Raw genomic sequence first — 21,757 nt, forward strand, 5'->3', positions numbered from 1 at the left:
ACACGTAAATGATTTATTTCTAAAATATAGACTACTTCCTAAAAATAGGGGGTAGTCTTTTCAGTAGTAAATCATCATTAAATTTAAAGAAAAAAGGAATCTAATCTATTTTGCTTAGATTAGATTCCTTTTTAATTTTATTATTAGCAAGTTATTGATTGTCTTTAATATCATTTCCGTTATTGCCAAGAGAAGGCAGACCAGAAATATAACCTACATTTCCTGGGTTTTGAGAACCGGCCATAAGATAAGTAAAACCATTTAAGTTATCAATTGCTTGGATCCCTGTTACTTCTCCGCCATCAGGAGCGGAAAGAATACGTGACAGTTTCTTTGTATCAATATTATAAGCCCATCCAAAGTTGTTGACATGATTGCCGCTATCCTCTGCAATAAATAAAGTTCTCATTTTTTCAGAGTATACAATATTATCAGGGTTAGCAATTTTATCAACGTTTGCTTTGTTGCCATTTTCATCTTTCTCAGGAAGGTCTTCTCCCATTAGCAGACCAGCCATTTCATTTGCTACATATTTACTGTCAATTTTATTCCCGTCACGGTCTTTTTGATTTTCAGCTAAATTCAGTTCATAGATACCGCCAGCATTGATTTTAGGGACATGGATATCATCTGTAGGATCAGCAGGATTAGCTGTCATTCCACCGCTTATTGTAGACATGGTCATGTATATTTTGTTATCTGCCTTATTCAGTTCTACTGTTTCCATTTTGTTGAATTCAGCGGTTGCTCCTTGAATGGCACCGTAACGGCGAGATTCTAGGAAGGCTGCTGCTTTTTCCATTCCAGGTTTAACCTTAAGCCATTCATCTCTGCCACCTGCTTTAGTTCTTGTGAATCCATTTGCTTTTGCATATTCTGCATCTGTAGTCGTTTCAAAAATATCGCTGAATTTCGTGTTTTGCGCTAATTCCTTAATTTCTTTATCAGTTGCGTGTCCCAGTTCAATCCACTCTAACTTCGCAGACCCGCCATTTTCTTCGCCAGTTTGAATCCATTTTGCTGCATATAAAGTACCTGCTGATAAATCTTTAGCTTTATCGGCAATATACATAAATGCCATAGTGTAGCTGCCATCATCACCAAAATAAACAGTACGATTATCAGGGGCAACTTTTACATTCTCAATGGAAAGACGTCCCATGCTATAGTGTTTCACTGCAGTAGCTTTTCCTTTTTCATCAATTGAGACTTCTGGAACATAGCCGTAAAGATAAGGATTACCAATGGCAGTAGGATCTTGATAATAATTACGTGCAAACTGAGTAACGGAAGATTTTTCAGGATTTGCTTCATGTGCTTTTGCATCAGGCTCATATTCCTCGCTGCCTAAATGTGTATTCCATGGAGATAAGGAACCTGCACAAGGAGTCCAAATTCCGCCATCCGCTGAAAAATCAATCGGAGTCATATCTGTTACCGTTAATTCTCCATTTTCTTTATTTTGTTCTACTGTATTTAACATCATCGTCTCGGACATGTTTCCTAGTTCACTAGATGGTAGACTTTCATAATGATTCACCATATATAATTTTCCATTTACCTTTAAAAGAGTGTTACTATCTGGAGCAGAAGAAATATAAGGTGTACCATCAGCTTTTGTAATCATATTTCCATTTACATCGTAAGTCGCACCAGCAATTTTCCCGTTGATCACTTCACCAGGTGTGAACAAGGACTTATATTCAAGAGGCAATGTTTGTTGAGTACCATTTTTGTATGTAACCTTAACGGATGCTTCACTGTACATTTTGGAACGTTCTTCATTCGTGTCAGGAGATGCCATTCCTATAAACTCTACTTTTTCTACTGGAATGTTTTTACTAGATTCAGCAAATACATTCGCAGCTGTTGGGAATAAAACAGCTAAACTCAATAATGGAGCAACAAATTTTACTTTTTTCATGTTAATACCTCCGTTTTTATTCATTTTTTTAAAATTCCAATTTAAGCATAGAAAAGAAAAGTAAAGTTAGTATGGCGGAAATGTAAATATTATAGAATGAGGCAAAAACGGGATTTTATACCTATTTTTTTGAAGGGATGCCCCAAATAATTTGTGATTTTAATGAAAAAAATGAGTGAATGTAGTGCTAATGGAATAGGGTTGTTAGAATCATAGGGATAAAATCATGAGTAATGTTGAAATATTTCCTTTACTTATTTTTACAAATAATTGAAAGCGACACTATTGGAATAGTCGCCAAACCACCTGCATTAAATTTAGTGTCGTGGGAATGGAATAAATTTGTAATAGTCGTATCTATAATTAAAACCAAAGGCGTATTTGACAATAAACCCTAAGGCAGTATTAGCCAATGGAAAAATTTATTAAGCTCTAATTATGAAGGATGTTATTTATTGCAATATGCTTGGTTAATAACCGAGTAAAATGACTAAAACTAACCAGATAGGTAACTCAACCTAGAATAATGGGGTGATTTTATGAGTAAAGCTAAAGGAAAAGGTGGAACAGGGAGAGGAACAGACAAGAAGGGTTGGAATCGTTGGCAAGCTAGTGCAAACAAAAAAAAGAGTTCAAAACCTTATATAAGTAAAGGTACAAAAAAAACGGATGTTGAAAATGACCACAGGAGCAATAGGTAAAGTCACTTATCCGAAATATAGCGAATGCTGAATAAATACAATTATTTAATGACCCAACGTGTGCGAGCTCCTTTAAAGGAGTTCGCTATTTTCTTTTTCAGCTAACGGAGCAGGGAGTTTAATAGGTGTCCCAATTTATTTTTGGAGGTTTTTCTAAAAAATGAACGGTTCTTGTTTAATGTGAAATCGCTCTTTTAAAAAGCCCCTTAAATTTTTCCCTATCTTCTGATGTAAATGGTTTTGGCCCCTTTGTACGCTTTCCGCTTTTTCGAGCCATTGCACTCAAATAACGTGTTTGTAATAATTGGTCAATGTTTTCATTTGTATAGCTAGACCCATTATGGTGAAGTACCGCACACCCTTTTGCTAAGCCTAGCGAAGCAAGACCATAATCTTGCGTAACGATTATATCTCCTTTTTCTGCTAACTTCATAATCCGATAATCCGCAGCATCTGCTCCAGAATCAACATAAATGGTTTCCACTCCTGATGGTTGTTCCACATTAGAAAAATGAGAAAAGCTAGTAACAAGGATAACAGGTATTTCAGCATTCGTACCTTCAGAGATAATGATATCTTTTACCGGACAAGCATCTGCGTCAACTAAAATTTTCAACTTTACCTCTCCCCGTAAATAAGTGATAATGGCAAATTTAGCCTCTGTCAATCGATAAAGATGGTTTACCTAAAATCATTTAGTCAGGACTAATATGGAAGATATTATCGTTCATGCCTGAGTATCAAAAACAGGAAATGGGGGTTAAATTGGTAAAAGTGTAACATATCATTTTTAAAAACCTAATTTCCTGCCAACTTTTTAATCATTACTTGAAACTTGGTCTTTATCGAACCATAGCGGTTCCTTATCATTAACATCTCCATTGTAGTTGATAAGGATCTCTTCCCCTGCTTTTATATCTGTGTAGGCATAGAAGTCAAACGTATGGTTTTGAAAGTTAATCACATAAGTGGCATTAGGCTCATACGAATGATTAAAAAGCATACCGTATCCGAGCAAGATAGCGGTATGCTTTTTGCCATATTCGAACACATAGTCTGCAAGCAAAGTTTTTTCAATGAAAACATGTTCCTTATTAGGATATGGAAGGACAGGAGCTTCATGGATTAGCTCACCTTTCACTATATCAACGGTTGCAAATACTCCTCGATTAAATTCTCCATCACTTAACGGAGATGTCTTAATTTCTAATATGTTAATCACCTGCAATTTTTTTGATGTTCATTATCTTTATTATCTTAACAGTTTTTTATATAAAAGTTAATAAAAAGGAAATTTAAAATAGTTGCGAGAATTTCAACGCTTTGGGTTGGAAATTGTAACTGTTTCCAATGAGGAACGTAACACAAACATTCACAAAAATTGTGGTTTTATACCTGATTCAGGAGGAGTATGGCAATCAAATCAGCTTTAGGGTGCTTTTGTTAAAGAATTAGGTACCTTGCAAACAATTTCAAAAAATGCTATTCTAAAAATAAATTATTTTTGTTCAGTGTAAAGGATAGTATTAGTAAGAACTTTTCGTCTTGATGATCACTGAGAGCAAGGATAGTAATACATTGTGTGCTAACACACTAGGAGGCAACAAACATGGAAAAAGGTAAAGTAAAATGGTTTAATGGCGAAAAAGGCTTCGGATTCATCGAACGTGAAGGTGGAGAAGACGTATTCGTTCATTTCTCAGCTATCCAAGGCGAAGGGTACAAAACATTAGAAGAAGGTCAAGAAGTGACTTTTGATGTTGAGCAAGGTCAACGTGGGGCACAAGCAGCTAACGTTCATAAAGCTTAATTATAATGAAAACATGGACAGACTCTTTTTTAGAGTCTGTTTTTTATTTTTTTAAAAAAATAAAAAACCCCACTCACTAATGAGTAGGGGACATGAAAACAGTAAATCAAATGGTAAACACATTGTAACATATAATTTGTAGGATTCCTAATTTCTATCACCTAAACTGAAAGTATCTGCTAAATATAGAATCAAACGAAAAAGTGATAAAAATGAAGATTTTAACTAAAACTGCCACGAAAATAAGTTTCCTTAAGATTAGAAAAATGACAATACTTAAAAACTTATAATCCGCTCTATTTATGTTTGTCTGAAGGACGGAGAATGAGTTTTCAATTTATGGTTTAGACAAGGTGGAAATGTATTAAAAGGAGATAAAGTTGGGTGTGGGAGAAAGTACTCATTGGGATCATGTAATGTTACAGATTTCCCGAACGAGAAAGCCCACACCGGGCATAGCCCGTCTTTAGACGTGGGATGAAAGTGAGGTCAGATACGGAGTACCGCTAAAAGGTCAAAATCGTTAGCGGTACTTCAAGTATCTGAAAATTCGTACAGAAACATTTGTTCTTTATTCTGTAAATCTGATATACTATGATAGAAATGTTCTTTAGGTTCCAACTGCGGTGGATAATCAATAAAATCTATTAAACGATTTTCATATATTAAAATGCAAGAGAAGGAAAGGAGGCTGCTTCGTGGCTTCTTCTACGTCCAGTTATGTAATAACACTTCCTCTTCAAACTCGACATCATGAGGCCCATATTCTTGAAAAAAGGTTTGAGATTGCTCGAAAAATCTATAATGCATGTTTAGCAGAAGCGGATAAACGATTGCGAGTCATGCAAGAATCTAAGGATTATCAGAAAGCCCGTAAACTTCCTTCATCGACCCCATCAGAACGCAAACTACGATCCACTCCATTCCGTCTATTGAACAAACGATTTAAATTAGAGGAATACGCACTCCATACATATGTAAAGTCCATGCAAACTCGATTTAAACATTTAATTGATTCTCATACAGCTCAAAAACTCGCATCTCGTGCATACCATGCAGTTAAAAAGAAACAAATAGGGGCGGCGACAAAAGTGTCTTTTAAAGGATTCGGAAAGTTGAATTCTGTAGAGGGAAAAACGAACGCCGCTGGTATTCGTTATAAAGATAGAAAGATTCATTGGCTGGGATTAGAGCTGCCTGTTCGAATAAAACCAAAGGATGACTATGCGTTTCTTGCTCTAGAAAGCAGAGTAAAATATTCCCGGATTTTGCGAACCTTTATGAAAGGAACCATTCGATATCAAATTCAACTGATCTTGGAAGGTACACCTCCTCAAAAATATAATCAAGTTGGAATAAAAGGCAAACTTGGAAAAGGCAGAGTTGGCATTGACATTGGTACACAAACAGCCGCGATTGTGTCAGATTCTAAAGCATCTTTAGTTGAACTAGCTCCCAGTGTCATACATATTCAAAAAGAAATCCGTCTAATTCAACGGTCCATGGACCGAAGCCGAAGGGCCATGAATCCAGAGAAGTTTAATAAAGACGGAACCATCAATCGCTCCTCAAAGAAATGGGTGCAATCCAAACGGTACGGCAAGCTAAAGGCAACTTTTCAAGAGAGGAATAGACTTCAATCCGTCTATCGAAAACAAGACCATTGTCGTTTAGCGAATCAAATAATAGAACAAGGTGATGAATTCTTCATTGAAACTATGAATTTTCAAACACTTCAAAAACGGGCAAAAGAAACAACTAGAAACAAGAACGGACGTTTCAGCCGAAAGAAACGGTTTGGAAAATCTATAGCTAGGAAAGCGCCCTCTATGCTTATAACCATTTTAGAACAAAAGCTATCTATCTTCGGCATAGAACTGAAAAAGATCAACACCTCGAAGGTAAAAGCTAGTCAGTATCATCACGAGACGGACACCTTTCAAAAGAAATCCTTGTCTGAAAGATGGAATCTTATAAGAAATGAACGTGTCCAACGTGATTTGTACTCTGCTTATCTCATAAAAAATGTAACGGAATCTCTTGATAGCATTAATAGGCATTTATGTATGGATGAATATGATCATTTTAAGAAACTACATGACATAGAAATTATACGAATAAAATCAAGTAATCAAAACAAAATAAGTAGTTTTGGAATTTAAAGGAATGTTGGGTTAGAAACGAGCCCATGCAGTCGATAAGCACCGCTGAGGTGTTTGGCTGTAGAAGTCTTGAGCAAACGCTTTGTAGTGTCTGTATGTTGTACCCTATTTGTATATTAAAGTAGGGGAGAGTATAGAAGAAACAAGCTAGTCGCTCAAGAACCCCATTGCTTTAGCTATGGGAGTTTCAGTATCTAGATCTTCACATAAGACGATTGAACATTAGGACACATAATTTCGAAATCGGTTTATTCGTTCTTTTCGAAATATTTTTACATTTCTTTAAATTCATTTACCTAATCATTACAAAAAAATCAATTAAATCTTATAGTTCCCCAGCTAAACTACCAATAGATAGAAAAATATTGATAGGGAGGAATATTTATTATAAGAAGAATAAAAGATTCATAATTAATGAAGTTGTTTATGATCGGAACCATTATCGTCGGACTCCGTTATGGTGGTATCTGAATCCCATCCGCAGGAATCAAAGACCACGAATGTGGTTTGGGTTGGTTTGTTTTGGGTTTTTTTGTCGCTGATTATCTGATTCGGCTATTCGTAAGTAAGGATAAATGGAAATTTTTAAAAAGTCACCAATTGAGTTCCTTGAAAACAGATCCCGGTTGATCAGCTATTTTATAAGTGAAAAATAGAGTAATAGAAAGGAAATGGTGGATATGAAAAATGAAATTTCGGATTTTAAAGTGGCTTTGTTAGAGTTATCGGTTAACAAAAAGAGGATTAAAAATGAAAAAGAGTATTATGATGAAAGGCAGGATAAACAAATAATCATTGATTATTATTACAATATTGATTTTATTAAAGCAGACAAAACAGAATTATATGACCAACTCAATCAGTTAATTACAAAGACACATGAAATTCAGCTTCCTTATAATTCGAAAACTCGGAATTATCTTTATTCATTAGTTGATCTCCATTTGGATGGGAACTTGAAAAGTATCTATTCCGGAAAAGAGAAGGATCCTGAACAAGTTATAAGAGAGGATCATGAAGTGGATATAAGAAGAAAAGAAGCATATGATAAATTGGCAAAAGGAAGTTCTTTAAAGGATCTGGATTTCGAGGAGGCAGTTGCGTCAATTGAAAGTGAAAACATGTATAATTGCGAACATGTTGTGCCACAGTCATGGTTTGATAAGGATAATCCAATGAGAGGGGACTTGCATCATCTTTTTACTTGTGAAATAGTTTGTAATTCTTCAAGATCGAATTATCCTTATTATGATTTCGCAGACTATTCACCGATGATGGAGACAGAAGCTATCAGAGAACAATGCGGGAAATACGAAGAAGGAAAGTTTGAACCAGAGAGCGGAAAAGGAGAAGTAGCAAGGGCGACATTGTATTTCCTATTAAGATATCCGCAAGAAATCCGCCAATATAGCAGTAAGGACATTGAAATTCTGTTAAAATGGCATCGTGATTATAAGGTATCCATATATGAAAAACATCGTAACAAAGAGATCTTCTATTTACAAAAGAACAGAAATCCTCTAATAGACTTTCCGCAATATGCTGATAACATTGATTTTACGTTTGGCTTAGCCAAGTGATAAGTTGCCTTCCAAAAAGCCCACTAGATAAAAAGAAATAAAGGATGTAAAAAATGCTGAAGCTAAAATAAAGCTCAGCATTTATTTTAGAAGACTAATAAAGTTGTTATTTATCTTCGTTTTAGCATATTTGGGTTGTTGATATTCAGATAGTCACCAGTAATAAAACTGTATTTAATCGTTTATTCCTGATATACTAGTTTGAACATTCAAAAAGGAAAGGAGCAATCACATGAATAAGTATTGGACTAAGCTAATGCTGACAATGTCTGTGGCGATGTTGCTGAATGGATGTGCCAGTGGAGAAAATTCAGATGGTGAGAAAACGACAAATACGGAAAATAATGCTGTTACGAGCGAGAGCCCCGAGGAACAGAAGGAACCTCAAGCTAAAGCAGAACTTAAAGATGTGGAGAATAAAACTATTGGTACTGTAAGCTTTTTTGAGCATGACGGTCATGTTCAAATTGCCGCCAATATTGAAGGACTAGAGCCGGGTCACCATGGTTTTCATGTCCATGAAAAAGGTGTCTGTGAACCTGATGCAGAGGAAGGTCCTTTCACGACAGCAGGCGGACACTTTAATCCAGATGAGAAAATGCACTCCGAACATGCCGGGGACATGCCTTCCCTATATGTCAATGAGGATGGAAGAGCTGCTTATTCTGCAACGTTTGATCTTCTAACTATTGATCAACTGAAAGAGAAAGAACTGGCTGTCATCGTCCATTCAAATCCTGATAACTTCGGAAATATACCTGACCGTTATCAAACAGAGGGAAAAACTGGTCCTGATGAAACAACGATGAAAGCTGGGGATGCAGGTGACAGACAAGCATGCGGAGTAATTGTGAGTACTGAGGAAAAAACGAAATAATAAAGAATTTTAAAAGAAGCCCAACACTCAGTGATATGATCCCTTATAGTAGATAGAAATAGCAAACCTATGATTTACAATAATAGCAAAAACCACTTCCTATTAAATTTTAAGGAGTGGTTTTTTGTGTTGTTAAAATTTGCTTATCAGGCCTTTTTAAATGACAGGCGTTTCAGGAACAGAAGAAAAAACCTCCTCCTGCTTTCCAACTAACTCAATCTCAAACCCTAAATCACTTAACATCTTGTGGTCCCAGTTAGATTCCTGGCCCTCTGTTGTTAAATAGTTTCCTAGAAAGATGCTGTTTGCGGCATACAAACCCAAAGGCTGCAAGCTGCCTAGGTTAACCTCGCGTCCGCCTGAAATCCGTATTTCTTTTGTTGGGTTGATATAACGAAATAACGCTAACACTTTAAGACAATAACGGGGATTCAATTCATTGACGCCTTCCAGCTTTGTCCCATCAATTGCGTGCAGAAAATTGACTGGGATGGAATCTGCATCTAATCGGCGGAGCTCACGGGCAGTGTCAATCACGTCTTCCTTTGTTTCCTTCATTCCAATGATTGCTCCAGAACATGGTGAAATGCCATGGTTCTTTACCATCTCAACTGTGTTCACCCTGTCTTCAAAGGTGTGTGAGGTTGTAATATACGAATGATGGCGCTCAGAAGTGTTTAAATTGTGGTTGTATCGGTCTACTCCAGCCGATTTCAATTGAGCTGCTTGTTCTTCTTTTAAAATGCCCAAGCAGGCACACACTTTCAAGCCGTACTTTTCTTTTATTTCTTCTACTGCCTCACTTACTACATTTACGTCTTTTCTAGTAGGTCCTCTTCCACTGGCAACAATACAATAGGTTCCTACTTTATTTTGAAACGCTATTTTAGCGCCTTCCAAAAGCTCTTCCTTTGTAATAAATGGATACTTTTCGATTTCTGCTGTGGATATGGATGATTGAGAACAGTATCCACAGTCTTCTGGACAATATCCGCTTTTGGCATTGATGATCATATTTAATTTAACTTTTTTTCCATAGTAATGCCTGCGAATATGAAAAGCGCCGTTTAATAAAAGCAGCAGCTCATCATCTTCACAATTCAGGATGCTGTGTGCTTCTTGATCGCTAATGATTTTCCCCTTAATAACCTCTTGTGCTAACTGTAACCAATTCATAATGTTCTCTCCCTTTGTATATTGATTTGATTATTTCTTCGAATGACGCGAAATGTTTTATATAATCTCATGTGATTAGCCAAAATATATTCAATGAAATTGTTGAATTCTTATTCATACCTCTTGCATCACAGAATCAGCCTGACTATTTTTGAAAAATTGCTGGATTGCTTCATTTGTAATATGAATCATCCTCTTAATCTCCTCCTTTGAAATCACGTATGGCGGCATAAAATAAAGGACATTTCCTAATGGCCTCAAGAGCAGGCCTTTCTCCAGTGCGATTCGATATATTTTATATCCAATTCGCTCTCCGCTAGGAAAGGGTTCCTTTGTAGCTTTGTCCTTGACTAATTCAATAGCACCTACCAAACCGGTTTGTCTATATTCACCAATATACGGCTGGTGATTGAATACCTTTGAAGCTAGCTCCTGCATGTATGCTCCTTTTTTTTGGATTTCCTCTATATAGGGTTCATCTTCAAAAATTCGCAGCACCTCAAGCGCTACTCTGCATGCTAGCGGATTACCTGTGTAACTGTGGGAATGAAAAAATGCTTTCATCGTTTCATACTCATCATAAAAAGCATTGTAGACATCATCGGTCGTCATGACAGCCGACAATGGTAAATAGCCGCCCGTCAGCCCTTTGGAAAGACACATGAAATCAGGTGTAATGCCAGCTTGCTCACAGGCAAACATTGTCCCCGTCCGGCCAAATCCTACTGCAACTTCATCCGCAATAAGGTGAATATCATATTGCAAACACAGCTGCTTCAATTTGTTCAGGTAACCTGGTGGATACATTTTCATCCCAGCAGCTGCTTGTATTAAAGGTTCAACAATAACAGCTGCTAGTTCTTCATGATGCTGGATTAATTTTTCCTCAATAAAGGAAATGCAGGGTGTACTGCAGCTGCTCGGCTCCTCATTAAAAGGACACCTAAAGCAATCAGGTCCCTGAGCTCTTACTGTATTTAGCAATAGTGGCTGAAAAATCTCATTGTATAGTCCCACCCCTCCAAGAGAAAGAGCGCCAAGAGTTTCACCGTGATAGGCATCTGTCAACGCAAGAAACCGCTTTTTATTCGGTTTATTGTTTTGTATATGGTATTGGAAGCTCATTTTTAAGGCAATTTCGATTGCAGACGATCCGTTATCTGCGAAGAATACTTTTGTTAAGCCCTCGGGAGTGATCTCAGCTAATTTTTCAGCTAAAAGAACCGCTGGCTTGTGAGTGAAGTTTGCGAATATTACATGCTCCAATTGAGAAGCCTGATTGGCCAGGGCCGTGTTTATCCGTTCATTCGCATGTCCGAATAAGTTCACCCACCAGGAAGAAACAGCATCTATATACTCCTTACCATTTTCATCATATAAATAAATACCTTTCCCGCTTTTAATCACGATGGGCGGAAACTCTTCATAGTCCTTCATCTGGGAACATGGATGCCAAACATGGTTTAAATCACTTCTTTGCAGGTCTGACAGCACAGGATTCATATACTCAGCAACCTTTCAAAAAATTCTTCCGCATTCTCTAGACGAAGCTGTTTCAAATCTGATAGATTTTGTAATTTGGGTATCACTAGGGAAGGCAATCCCGTTATTTGAAGGATAGTTGCAATATTATCAGCCTCTAGATCCGTACCCTCAAATGCATTGAATACAATCCCTGCGACGGGAATTTCTTTTGCTTTTAACGCTTCAATTGATAATAAGGTATGGTTGATCGTCCCCAATGTAGTACGAGTCACCAGTACGAGAGGCAATTGAGATTCCTTAATGAGATGGTGGAAATGGTAGTTTCGCTTCTCATCTAACGGGACGTACAAACCACCTGCACCTTCACAAATCACATAATCGTATTTTGACTTTAAAAGCTTTAGATGCTGCAGGATAATCTCCTCATCAATGACTGAGCCTTCTAATCTTGCTGCATAGTGCGGGGAAGCAGGCTCCTTAAATGAAAAACTATTAATAAGTTCCTTTGCCAATTCCATCTCACTGAAGGATTGATAGAATTGAGTATCACGATAATACGAATTTGATCCTTCATCAATAATCCCCGTTTGAACAGGTTTGTAGGGCATCACCTCTCCTTTCGCTTGAAAATAATGCATAAAATATGTAGTGACAACCGTTTTTCCGACATCGGTGTCTGTTCCAGCTACCCAAAAATACCGTGCCATTTAAGCCCCCCTTAATCAATATGTTAACTGTCTCAATTAATAGGTTAACATATTGACGGTGGTTTTGTTAATACTTTTAAATGAATTTTCGAATTTATCTGTCTATATATCGGGATATCTCGTTGTAACTCATAATTATTAGGTTGAAGAAAAGAATGCCCCGCATGTAAGCTGCGAAAATAAGAATTGATGAGAATTTGAGTGTATCTCGGAAAGTGCCAGTCCAGAACTGAAGCCAGCCCAAAGTGATGGTGACAAACCATACTTTTTCATAAAACGAAAGATTCTGTCATTTTCATCTACCTTCCAATCGAGATTTGTGTTAACCTATTATCAATTAAAGTTAACATAAATTCGAGAGAATAGTAGGAAACAAGGTGAATTTAGGGTTTTGTCTGGTTAATAATGTGTAAATATATAAAAAGTAAAATGGAGGAATATAATTATGCGAAAGTTTTCTACATATGATCTTACCCAGATTTCATTATTAGCTTGTCTTATTATCGTTACAGGAATGTTTAAAATTCCAACAGGTATTCCTGGTTCTGAATTTCAATTATCAGCACCCATTGCAGTTGCGATTGCAGCGGTCTTCGGATTTAAAAGATATTTTCTTGCGGGGATCATTGCGAGTTTAATACTATTTTTACTAGGAATACACTCGATCTTAAATGTTGAGATCTCATTAATTTTTCGATTGACTGTTGGTCTAATTATTGTTTTATTTGGGAGCTCGATTCCGGTACTTGTTGTGGCAGGACCAATTGGAACATTGGTTGCTAGATTTGGTTTGGCTTTTACGTTAGGGATTCCATTTCTACCGCTATTATTTTTGGCGATTCCAGGCATGGTGATCACGGCTATTTGTGTTTATCCCATAACGAAAATGTTACATACAATTAATAGGAAAGTGGCAGGTAATGATCATGTTAAAAGCGTATTTTAGTATTCGAATGCGTGCGGCTGAAAGAAGTCCTGAACTAGGAGAAAAGCATATTTCTGGTGGTGAACGGATAGGAAGTAAATCTCAGATAGAGCCAATTGTGTCACAGTTATTGAATAAAGCAAGCAATCATCCACGTGGAGATGCTGATTTTATTCAAATTACCGTTGAGAAAATAGCGTGTGATCGGATACTGTATATGCCACCGTTAGAAGTTACGACAGTTGAAACGGCTTCAATTGAAGATGGGCGGAGTGAAGCTAGAAAGATACTAACCTCTGTAGGTGTTTCGAAACATGCGCTGGGTGTTGCTTTTCATCTACTTGGTAGTATTCAAAATCTCCGAGGAGCAATCATTCTCAATAGTAAAACCGGCTTACGGCTTGACGATCGGGGGCTAAAAGGTATCCGTGTATCACGAATCGATTGGCAAGATGCTAATGAGAACCTTAATGAGCGTGTCCGTGAAGCGCTGGCTCTGGCGTCCAAAGTAGCAAATTCTCCGTTTACGATTGCAGAATTATGTTGGTCCGATGATCCAGATTACGTGACTGGATATGTAAGTAATCGTGACATTGGCTATGTCAGAATTACTCCGTTAAAAATGGAAGGATGTGAGAGCGGGGGGCGAATCTTTTTTGTGTCAGATGAAGTTGAACTTGAATCTTATATAAACTATTTAGAAAGAGTACCAGTTCTGATTAGGAGGGATTAAAAAATGGATCATTGGTTTCATCAGGAATTACAGTTAATAGAAGAGAAAGGATTGAAAAGGAAGTTACGTGCGTTTTCAACTGGAAATGAGAGCGAGGTAATTATGGATGGTAAGAAATTCTTGCTATTTTCATCTAATAACTATTTAGGCCTTGCAACAGATATTCGGTTGAGAAAGAAAGCAGCTGAAGGCATTAGTAAATACGGTACAGGGACTGGGGGTTCAAGATTAATAACCGGAAATTTCGTCATTCACGAACAGCTTGAATGCGAAATTGCGAATTTGAAAGAAACTGAAGCAGCAATTGTTTTCAGCAGTGGTTATTTAGCAAACATTGGCGTGATTTCGAGTGTAATGAAGAAAAGGGATATTATATTTTCTGATGCCTGGAATCATGCGAGTATCATAGATGGTTGTCGTCTTAGTCAAGCAAATACAATTGTTTATGAACATGCGGATATGGTGGATTTAGAGCGTAAATTGAGTCAATCAAGTGGGGATGGAAAGAAGTTAATTGTGACGGATGGCGTCTTTAGTATGGATGGTGATATTGCTCCACTTCCAGAAATAGTTGCGCTAGCAAAGAAATACAGTGCTTACATAATGGTTGATGATGCACATGCGACAGGTGTCTTAGGAAGTGATGGTCGTGGTACTGCTGATTATTTTGGTTTGAAAGATGAGATTGATTTTACAGTAGGCACGTTAAGTAAAGCGATTGGTGCAGAGGGTGGTTTTGTGGCGACGTCGTCAATTGGAAAGAACTATTTACTTAATAACGCCAGATCATTTATTTTCCAAACAGGTTTATCTCCAAGTGCGATTGAAGCAGCACGAGAAGGAATTTCAATTATACAGAATGAGCCCGAACGAAGGGATCAATTGCTGAAAAATGCTCAGTATTTACATTTGGAATTGGAGAAATCTGGTTTTATAGTTTGGGGAGGGGACACACCAATTATCTCTCTTCTTATTGGTGATTCCCATGAAGCTATACAATTTTCTGAGAAACTTATGGATGAAGGTATCTTTATTCCAGCGATTCGACCACCAACCGTGCCGAAAGGGTCAAGCCGGTTGCGGATCACAGTGATGGCTACACATACAATGGAGCAGCTCAATACGGTCATAAATAAAATTAAGAAAATAGAAATAGGTGTTGTATAAAGTGTCTTAAAATCAAGTTTTAGCGGTTTTGTTAGATAAAGAAATATCAGCTGTTAAGATTTCAAAGAAAATTGGATTTGTTGAAATAAATGAATAAATTATCTGAAAATTTAGCAAAAGTATTAATTGCAATAGACAATCACAACGGTGACAGACGATCTGCTTGAAATGCTAACATTTTGCTAACGCAATCTAATAAAAAGCGGTTAAATCACATAAAAGATGTTACAGACAGAATTTAGCAAAACATTGATATACCGCACTTTTTGCACATATCGTTTAAGATATTACACACTGTATGACGTTAAGAATGAGGTGTTAAATGCTTTTTAATAGAAGAAATTTCTTTCATAAGCTTTCTATTCGATTTTTATTGTTTTAACCCCATTGTTAATACATTCTAAATTTAGTGTATTTTTTAAATAAATCATATTATAATTGTTAAAAAATAGAAAAATACATTTGGAAAATTATGATTTGAGGGGAGGGGTTAATGATTCTCAGTATCTTTGGTTGGGTCTCAATAGTAATAATTTCTTATATCATTGTTTCTAAAAAAATTAATATTAAAGGAATCATTACATTATTAATTATTCTATTTTTACAAACTTATTTTGCTTTTATCTTTTTGTACAATAGATTGGAAAGTATAAATAATATACTAGTATTTTTATTGATTGTAACTCTTTTTTTATTCATATTTTACTTGCTGATAAGGTACTTTAAAGTAACGGATAAATATCACGAATATTTTAAAAAAACACTCGTTTTCCTCTGTCTAATAGGACTGGTATACACAGAATTTTTTAATGGAAGTTCAACATTTCAATCCTGGGAAAATTACCAAGAATATGAAGGGAGTATCAAAAAGTACCATTTTATAGTTCCTGTAAATATATCTAGTTTTGAATTTGTAGGTGAGCAGGTTTGCATGATAAGTTATCTGCCATTCCACTCCAAAATAATAAAAGTAGAAAATAATAAAGTTTTTTATTACGAACCTAGGGGATTTGGTGAGGGTGGAGATTGGTGGGAATACGGCAAAAAAAAGGCGGAGCAAATATAGTACTTCTAAGACTATAAGGAATAGCTTAAGGGAGAACCCTAGCCTTGAAGTAAGGGGATTTAGATGGGTTAGATAAATGCTCATACATTTTTCTCTTAGTGAGTAAAAAATGCTGATTTTTCAAACTAAAAACTATTTATTAGAAAAGGTCTTTCATCAGTTAACCGAACTGGTAAGAGGCCTTTTTTCCATATATGATGCCATTTTATTTAAAAGTTCAAAGACCCTTATCTTCCGAGCATTTTTTTTAGGTAAATAATGGCACTGAATAGGAAGGAAGTTCAACAAATCCCTTGAGACTCTTAGGACTCAATTCATGAAATTTATTCATATCCCCAATAGTATACTTTTGTATACTATACCACTTTGAAGTGCGTACTTATAAAAAAGTGTATATAAATTTATAATGTTTTTGAACAGTGTAAAGGAGGGATTAATAAATGAGCCTCGATAAGCTTCGGGATATACAGAAAATATGGACAGTACATGAACGTATATTTAGTCATATTCATCGTGCAGGAGCCATTCTTGAGCCAGGGAATTGGGAAGCTTATGATCCCTTTTTATTACTAATGGAAGATAAATTTCAAAAAGGGGCATTTGATATTCATCCGCACCGTGGCATTGAAACATTAACATATGTAATTGATGGCCATATTAATCACTATGATAGTGCAACAGGAGCGGGTGGTACATTGCAAAAAGGGGATATGCAATTGATGACGGCAGGAAGAGGAGTTGTTCATAATGAATCTCCTGCAGAAGGAGAAACCGTACACACTCTCCAACTTTGGGTGAACCTGCCAAGTAAAGATAAAATGACTGCTCCACGTTATCAAAACATAAAAGCAAAAGATGTTCCCGTTCGTAAAGTAGAAGGCGCTACGATTCGAGTATACTCTGGCTCTTCCAGCGATGTTGTGTCTGACATATTGAATCATGTCCCATTTACTTTTGTAGAAATCCTTGCTGATCAAGGTGCTACAGTAAGTCAAGATTTACCAGGTGATTATAAAGGATTTATTTATGTCTTAGAAGGCAGTGGCACTTTCGGTGAAAATAGAGTGGAAGCGATAAAAGGGCAAGCGATGTGGTTAGGATCAGCTGATGGTGCAAAAATGAGCCATATTCAAGTTACTGCAAATGAGAATTTGCGAATAATATTATTTGCTGGGCCTCCACTGAAGGAACCAATTGCAGCCCAGGGCCCATTTGTTATGAATACAATGGAAGAAATTAAACAAGCCTATGCAGATTATCGAAATGGTACTTTTATTTCGTAAAGAATAAATCCCAAATCCTTTTTTACACCAATTAGTGAAAAAATGTATATTTTTTATATGCATTATAAAATATAGGTTATCTCGCATCTAAGAAAACACAAATTTATGAACTAGAGGAGAATTTAAAAATGAATGTATTAGTAGTTAAAGCAAATAACCGCCCTGCAACTGAAGGGATTTCTAGCAGAATGTATGAAACTTTTATGGCTGAATTAGAAGGTAAAGACGTTAACGTAACAACTTACGATGTTTATGAAGAAGACACACCATACTTTGGACAAGAACTCTTCAACGCTTTCGGTAAAGTACAAAACGGCGGTGAATTAACAGACATTGAATCACGACTTTTAGCTGCAAAACAAAAAGCAATGGACGCACTCTCAGCTGCAGATGTAGTCGTATTTGCATTCCCATTATGGAACTTAACAATCCCAGCTAAATTACAAACATTCATTGATTATGTATACGCTGCAGGATTCGCATTTAAATATACTCCTGATGGAAAAATGGTTCAATTAATGACAGACAAAAAAGCAATTTTCTTAAACGCTCGTGGCGGTGTATACTCAACACCAGAAGCAGCTCCAATGGAAATGGCTGTTAACTATATGCGCAATGTATTTAGTGGTATATTCGGTATGCAAATTATCGATGAAGTAATTATTGAAGGTCACAATGCAATGCCTGATAAAGCACAAGAAATCATTGCTGCAGGTATGGAAGAAGTTAAAGCTTCTGCACAACGTGTATTGGAATTAGCTGTTAAAGCTTAATTTAAGATAGTCATTTAAAAAAGTAAGGCAGTCTTCAAAAGTTGATTTTGTAGACTGCCTTTTTGTTACTTATATGAATCTAATTAACTGCTTGCTTTTGAATTCACTTTATTCTTTTTGTGCAACGTATGTTTTGTTCCCCATTCATGCATCGCTTCTAAAATGGGCTCTAAAGTTTTTCCGTATTTGGTAATGGAATATTCAACTTTTGGGGGGACTTGAGGATAGACTTTACGCGAAATGATATCTTCTTCCTCTAATTCTCGCAGTTGGTTTGTTAACATTTTCTGCGTAATGCCAGGTAAACTACGTTTTAATTCGCTAAAACGCAGCGTCCCTTTTTGCAATAAGTGCAATAAAATAATGGGTTTCCATTTACCGACTAAAATACTTAAAGCATCATCTACACGACATAATTCAGGTTTTTTCTCCATCTAGACATCTCCTTTAGTATCTTTTTGTATACTATATCACTTTTAGGGGCGTACTTCATATATTTGTTACTATAATAACATTAACTAAGAGAATTAGGCTAGAAAAAGAATGGCTACGGGATAGAATCATTATTCCCTTATAAAGATAAGTTAATTAGGTCATATCCAAATGAATCTATTTTCTTATATATATATGTCTTGATGATAGGGCGGCATGATGCACTCTCATTGGCGAAAATACACCATCTGTGGAAAATAAAAGTAAATTTGTTCAAGAGAGTTGACGAAAGTATTTCGGCAGCTCTCTTTTTAGCTAAAAGGAAAGTTTAAGTCTATTAACGTGCTGTGCTCAATTAAATATCTGCTAATAAGATCGCATAATAAAAACTAAGGCATTCGCCAAAAAGGACTTGGTGAACGCCAAGTTTTTCTAATAGTTGTTTATGCTTATTGTACATGTTATTATCAAAATATTATGAATTATCACGAAAATGGACACGGAAAAATTGGGGGAATTCTAATGAAAAAAGTTTTATCCATTGTACTATGTGGAGCTTTACTAATTCTTGCTGCCTGTGGTACTAACAGCAATCAAGCTGGAGGGGGAGGGGGCAATGAAGAAAAGAGAACAGTAAAAATTGGAATCATTCAGCTCGTTGAGCATCCATCATTAGATGGTGCGAGGGAAGGGTTTATTGCGGCATTGAAAGACGCAGGCTATGAGGTAGGGAAAAATCTGAAGTTAGATTACCAGAATGCACAAGGGGATATGAACAATAATATGTCGATCGCTCAAAATTTTGTAGCTGATAAAAATGACCTAATTCTGGCCATTGCAACGGCAAGTGCTCAAGCGGCAGTTCAATCAACGAAGGATATTCCTATTTTGTTTACAGCGATAACGGATCCAGTGGGAGCAAATCTTGTTCAGAGCTTAGAAAATCCAGGAGGAAATGTAACGGGGACATCTGATACTCATCCAGATGCTATTAAAAACACCATCAACTCCATAAAAAAGTTTATTCCTGAAGCTAAAAAGGTTGGGATCATCTATAACTCAGGTGAACCGAATTCCGTTGTGAATGTCGAAAAGGCAAAGCAAGTAATAGAAGAAATAGGATTAGAAGCGGTTGAAACAACGATTGCTACCAGCACCGAAGTAAAACAAGCGGCTGAATCATTAGTAGGAAGAGCAGATGTTTTCTACATACCGAAGGATAATACAGTCGTCTCTGCACTTGAATCGGTCATAACAGTTGCCAATGAGAACAAGATTCCAACCTTTGTTGGAGAAGGCGATTCTGTCAAACGTGGAACATTTGCTTCTTACGGCTTCGAGTACCATGATCTCGGATACACGACCGGAAAAATGGCCGTGGAAATTCTCAAAGGCAAAAAGCCAAGTGAAATTCCAGTCGGTTTCCCTGAAAATCTAGAGCTTTTCATCAACAAGAAGGCAGCCGAGCAAGAAGGCATTACATTAACTGAAGACATGCTAAAAGGTGCAAAAATTGTAGGAGAATAAGGTAAAAGCACACTGTCCTTGAATACGAAGGCAGAAGATTCTCGAAAGAAATTAACAGAATTATAGAGTAAGAGAACTTGCTATAACCTTGATGGCCATTAGGCTTATCAAGGTTTTTTTATTCATAGAGTTCAGGATAGTATTTGAATTTCGCTGATAAACCAACTTATTCGACTGATAAATTTGAGAGACTCCTAAAAAGATAATTTGCTGCACACCACTAAAAAGCACTTCTTATTGCTTACAATCCAAAAGAACTAAATGTTCTATTCTATTCGACAAAATAAAAATTAACTTGTTTACCCAAAAATAATAAAAATGAACTACGGATTTTTACAATCGTCATATAAAAAGGTGTAAATTTTTCCAAAATCTTTACATAAGTAACAAAAAAATGATGAAAGTACTATGTTTAGTTGGTTCTATATTCCTAATAAATATTTTTATTTCAAGATAATAACAGGAAAAAAATAACAGACATTTTCCGACATTTTTTTTGGGAGTATTTGACCAAAATGTGAACTGATGGTAATAAATAGTAAAGATAAATATAAATTAAAGATAAACAAAATTTTGCAAAATACAAAAATGTAAATTGCTAAGAGAGGTACCATACTATGCTGGAATCAAAAAGGAGAGCATTTATTTTCTTATCAATCTCTTTATTATTAGCATTTATTGCTGGACTATTTTTCTTGCAGAAAATCAAAGAGTTAAATAGTGAATTAGGGGGAATGACGAAAATATATGTTACAGCGACAGACATCCCGTCGCGAACATTACTACAGCCTGACCATGTGAAACAAATAGAAATTCCAAAGCGATATGTTAATAATTCACATGTAATAAATGTTGAGGATTTGATCGACAAGGTTTTGGTTGTTCCATTAGTAGAAGATGATATTATCACGAAGTCAATGCTTAAACCCGTTTCAAATGCTACTGATGAAAATAATAGATTGGTCACAATGCTTCAATCTGAGCGGATACGTTTTGATGAAGAACTAGAAGGACTTGATCGGGTAGACATTGTAGTGTCACATAAGTTTGATGGCAAACCAGTTACTGAAGTATTTATGAAGGATGTTTTAGTTGCCGGTGTTATTAAAAGCGAGAAAAGTTTTTCTGGAGTTGCTCTTGAAGTTCCTGCCGATGATGCGCCAAGGATTATTCATATTCAAAATTATGCAGACTCGATTCGAGTATTAAAAGCCAATGTAGGGAAGGCCTTACAAATAAATACTGATATTGAAAATCAAGAGACAGAAAAAGAAGAAAAAACTGAACCGCCAGCTGAGCCACCACAAGAGCAAAAAAAGGAAAATGCTGAAACACCAGCTGAACCACCACAAGAACCAAAAAAGGAAAATGCTGAAAAACCAGCAAATGAAAATAATAAAAAATAGGATGGAATTGAATTTGGAGGATG

The 21,757-nt window shown here is 36.2% G+C and carries 20 protein-coding genes; 13 read left to right on the forward strand and 7 right to left on the reverse strand.

The window, feature by feature from the left end; all coding sequences use genetic code 11:
- Positions 1–151: 151 nt before the first annotated feature.
- Positions 152–1,924 carry a PhoX family protein gene (locus tag KHA94_RS24580; RefSeq protein ID WP_213104705.1) on the reverse strand — a complete coding sequence of 591 codons (1,773 nt, stop codon included), beginning with the start codon at positions 1,922–1,924 and terminating at the stop codon, positions 152–154.
- 539 nt (positions 1,925–2,463) lie between these two features.
- Between KHA94_RS24580 and KHA94_RS24585 the strand changes: the two genes are divergently transcribed.
- On the forward strand, positions 2,464–2,625 hold the full coding sequence (locus tag KHA94_RS24585) for a DUF3934 domain-containing protein (RefSeq protein WP_213104706.1): 162 nt from the start codon (positions 2,464–2,466) through the stop codon (positions 2,623–2,625).
- A gap of 175 nt (positions 2,626–2,800) precedes the next feature.
- Here the strand turns inward: KHA94_RS24585 and KHA94_RS24590 are convergent, their stop codons facing one another.
- Both KHA94_RS24590 and KHA94_RS24595 read right to left on the reverse strand, forming a co-directional pair.
- Positions 2,801–3,241, reverse strand: coding sequence for a YaiI/YqxD family protein (locus tag KHA94_RS24590; protein ID WP_213104707.1), 441 nt, complete (start codon positions 3,239–3,241; stop codon positions 2,801–2,803).
- A 201-nt stretch (positions 3,242–3,442) separates the two neighbouring features.
- Positions 3,443–3,838: an SET domain-containing protein gene (locus KHA94_RS24595; protein ID WP_213104754.1), complete on the reverse strand. Its 396-nt coding sequence runs from the start codon at positions 3,836–3,838 to the stop codon at positions 3,443–3,445.
- 396 nt (positions 3,839–4,234) lie between these two features.
- Between KHA94_RS24595 and KHA94_RS24600 the strand changes: the two genes are divergently transcribed.
- The 4 genes from KHA94_RS24600 (at position 4,235) to KHA94_RS24615 (ending at position 9,054) form a co-directional block, all read left to right on the forward strand.
- Complete coding sequence (locus KHA94_RS24600; protein ID WP_057775982.1) at positions 4,235–4,435, forward strand: cold-shock protein; 201 nt, start codon at positions 4,235–4,237, stop codon at positions 4,433–4,435.
- A gap of 698 nt (positions 4,436–5,133) precedes the next feature.
- On the forward strand, positions 5,134–6,597 hold the full coding sequence (locus tag KHA94_RS24605) for a transposase (RefSeq protein ID WP_213101964.1): 1,464 nt from the start codon (positions 5,134–5,136) through the stop codon (positions 6,595–6,597).
- 680 nt (positions 6,598–7,277) lie between these two features.
- Positions 7,278–8,177: an endonuclease I family protein gene (locus KHA94_RS24610; protein ID WP_249365740.1), complete on the forward strand. Its 900-nt coding sequence runs from the start codon at positions 7,278–7,280 to the stop codon at positions 8,175–8,177.
- Positions 8,178–8,409: 232 nt separating this feature from the next.
- On the forward strand, positions 8,410–9,054 hold the full coding sequence (locus KHA94_RS24615; RefSeq protein ID WP_213104709.1) for a superoxide dismutase family protein: 645 nt from the start codon (positions 8,410–8,412) through the stop codon (positions 9,052–9,054).
- A 156-nt stretch (positions 9,055–9,210) separates the two neighbouring features.
- Here KHA94_RS24615 and bioB read toward each other — a convergent pair whose 3' ends face one another.
- The 3 genes from bioB to bioD all read right to left on the reverse strand — a co-directional run bounded on the left by bioB (position 9,211) and on the right by bioD (position 12,422).
- Complete coding sequence (bioB, locus tag KHA94_RS24620) at positions 9,211–10,230, reverse strand: biotin synthase BioB (protein WP_213104710.1); 1,020 nt, start codon at positions 10,228–10,230, stop codon at positions 9,211–9,213.
- A 114-nt stretch (positions 10,231–10,344) separates the two neighbouring features.
- Complete coding sequence (gene bioA, locus KHA94_RS24625; RefSeq protein ID WP_213104711.1) at positions 10,345–11,733, reverse strand: adenosylmethionine--8-amino-7-oxononanoate transaminase; 1,389 nt, start codon at positions 11,731–11,733, stop codon at positions 10,345–10,347.
- Entirely contained in the window at positions 11,730–12,422 is a 693-nt protein-coding gene (bioD, locus tag KHA94_RS24630) for a dethiobiotin synthase (RefSeq protein ID WP_213104712.1), read from the reverse strand. Before bioD ends, bioA begins: the two co-directional genes overlap by 4 nt.
- A gap of 445 nt (positions 12,423–12,867) precedes the next feature.
- Here bioD and KHA94_RS24635 point away from each other — a divergent pair, with 445 nt between their 5' ends.
- From KHA94_RS24635 to KHA94_RS24660, 6 genes are all read left to right on the forward strand, one after another.
- Positions 12,868–13,368, forward strand: coding sequence for a hypothetical protein (locus KHA94_RS24635; RefSeq protein ID WP_213104713.1), 501 nt, complete (start codon positions 12,868–12,870; stop codon positions 13,366–13,368).
- Complete coding sequence (gene bioW, locus KHA94_RS24640) at positions 13,349–14,080, forward strand: 6-carboxyhexanoate--CoA ligase (RefSeq protein ID WP_213104714.1); 732 nt, start codon at positions 13,349–13,351, stop codon at positions 14,078–14,080. The genes KHA94_RS24635 and bioW overlap by 20 nt, the downstream gene beginning before the upstream one ends.
- Before the next feature lie 3 nt (positions 14,081–14,083).
- A complete protein-coding gene (gene bioF / locus KHA94_RS24645) occupies positions 14,084–15,247 on the forward strand; it encodes an 8-amino-7-oxononanoate synthase (protein WP_213104715.1) in 1,164 nt (387 codons plus the stop codon).
- A gap of 493 nt (positions 15,248–15,740) precedes the next feature.
- On the forward strand, positions 15,741–16,313 hold the full coding sequence (locus tag KHA94_RS24650) for a hypothetical protein (RefSeq protein WP_213104716.1): 573 nt from the start codon (positions 15,741–15,743) through the stop codon (positions 16,311–16,313).
- Positions 16,314–16,753: 440 nt separating this feature from the next.
- On the forward strand, positions 16,754–17,596 hold the full coding sequence (locus KHA94_RS24655) for a pirin family protein (RefSeq protein ID WP_213104717.1): 843 nt from the start codon (positions 16,754–16,756) through the stop codon (positions 17,594–17,596).
- A gap of 128 nt (positions 17,597–17,724) precedes the next feature.
- On the forward strand, positions 17,725–18,369 hold the full coding sequence (locus KHA94_RS24660) for an FMN-dependent NADH-azoreductase (RefSeq protein WP_213104718.1): 645 nt from the start codon (positions 17,725–17,727) through the stop codon (positions 18,367–18,369).
- Positions 18,370–18,452: 83 nt separating this feature from the next.
- On the opposite strand, the gene KHA94_RS24665 is transcribed toward KHA94_RS24660, so the two are convergent.
- Positions 18,453–18,803 carry a winged helix-turn-helix transcriptional regulator gene (locus KHA94_RS24665; RefSeq protein WP_213104719.1) on the reverse strand — a complete coding sequence of 117 codons (351 nt, stop codon included), beginning with the start codon at positions 18,801–18,803 and terminating at the stop codon, positions 18,453–18,455.
- 520 nt (positions 18,804–19,323) lie between these two features.
- Here KHA94_RS24665 and KHA94_RS24670 point away from each other — a divergent pair.
- Both KHA94_RS24670 and cpaB read left to right on the forward strand, forming a co-directional pair.
- Positions 19,324–20,328 carry an ABC transporter substrate-binding protein gene (locus KHA94_RS24670; protein ID WP_213104720.1) on the forward strand — a complete coding sequence of 335 codons (1,005 nt, stop codon included), beginning with the start codon at positions 19,324–19,326 and terminating at the stop codon, positions 20,326–20,328.
- A gap of 617 nt (positions 20,329–20,945) precedes the next feature.
- Positions 20,946–21,734 carry a Flp pilus assembly protein CpaB gene (cpaB, locus tag KHA94_RS24675; protein ID WP_213104721.1) on the forward strand — a complete coding sequence of 263 codons (789 nt, stop codon included), beginning with the start codon at positions 20,946–20,948 and terminating at the stop codon, positions 21,732–21,734.
- Positions 21,735–21,757: the final 23 nt, after the last annotated feature.

Origin of the sequence: Cytobacillus citreus (genome assembly GCF_018343665.1) — a bacterium.
Classification (GTDB): domain Bacteria; phylum Bacillota; class Bacilli; order Bacillales; family Cytobacillaceae; genus Cytobacillus; species Cytobacillus citreus.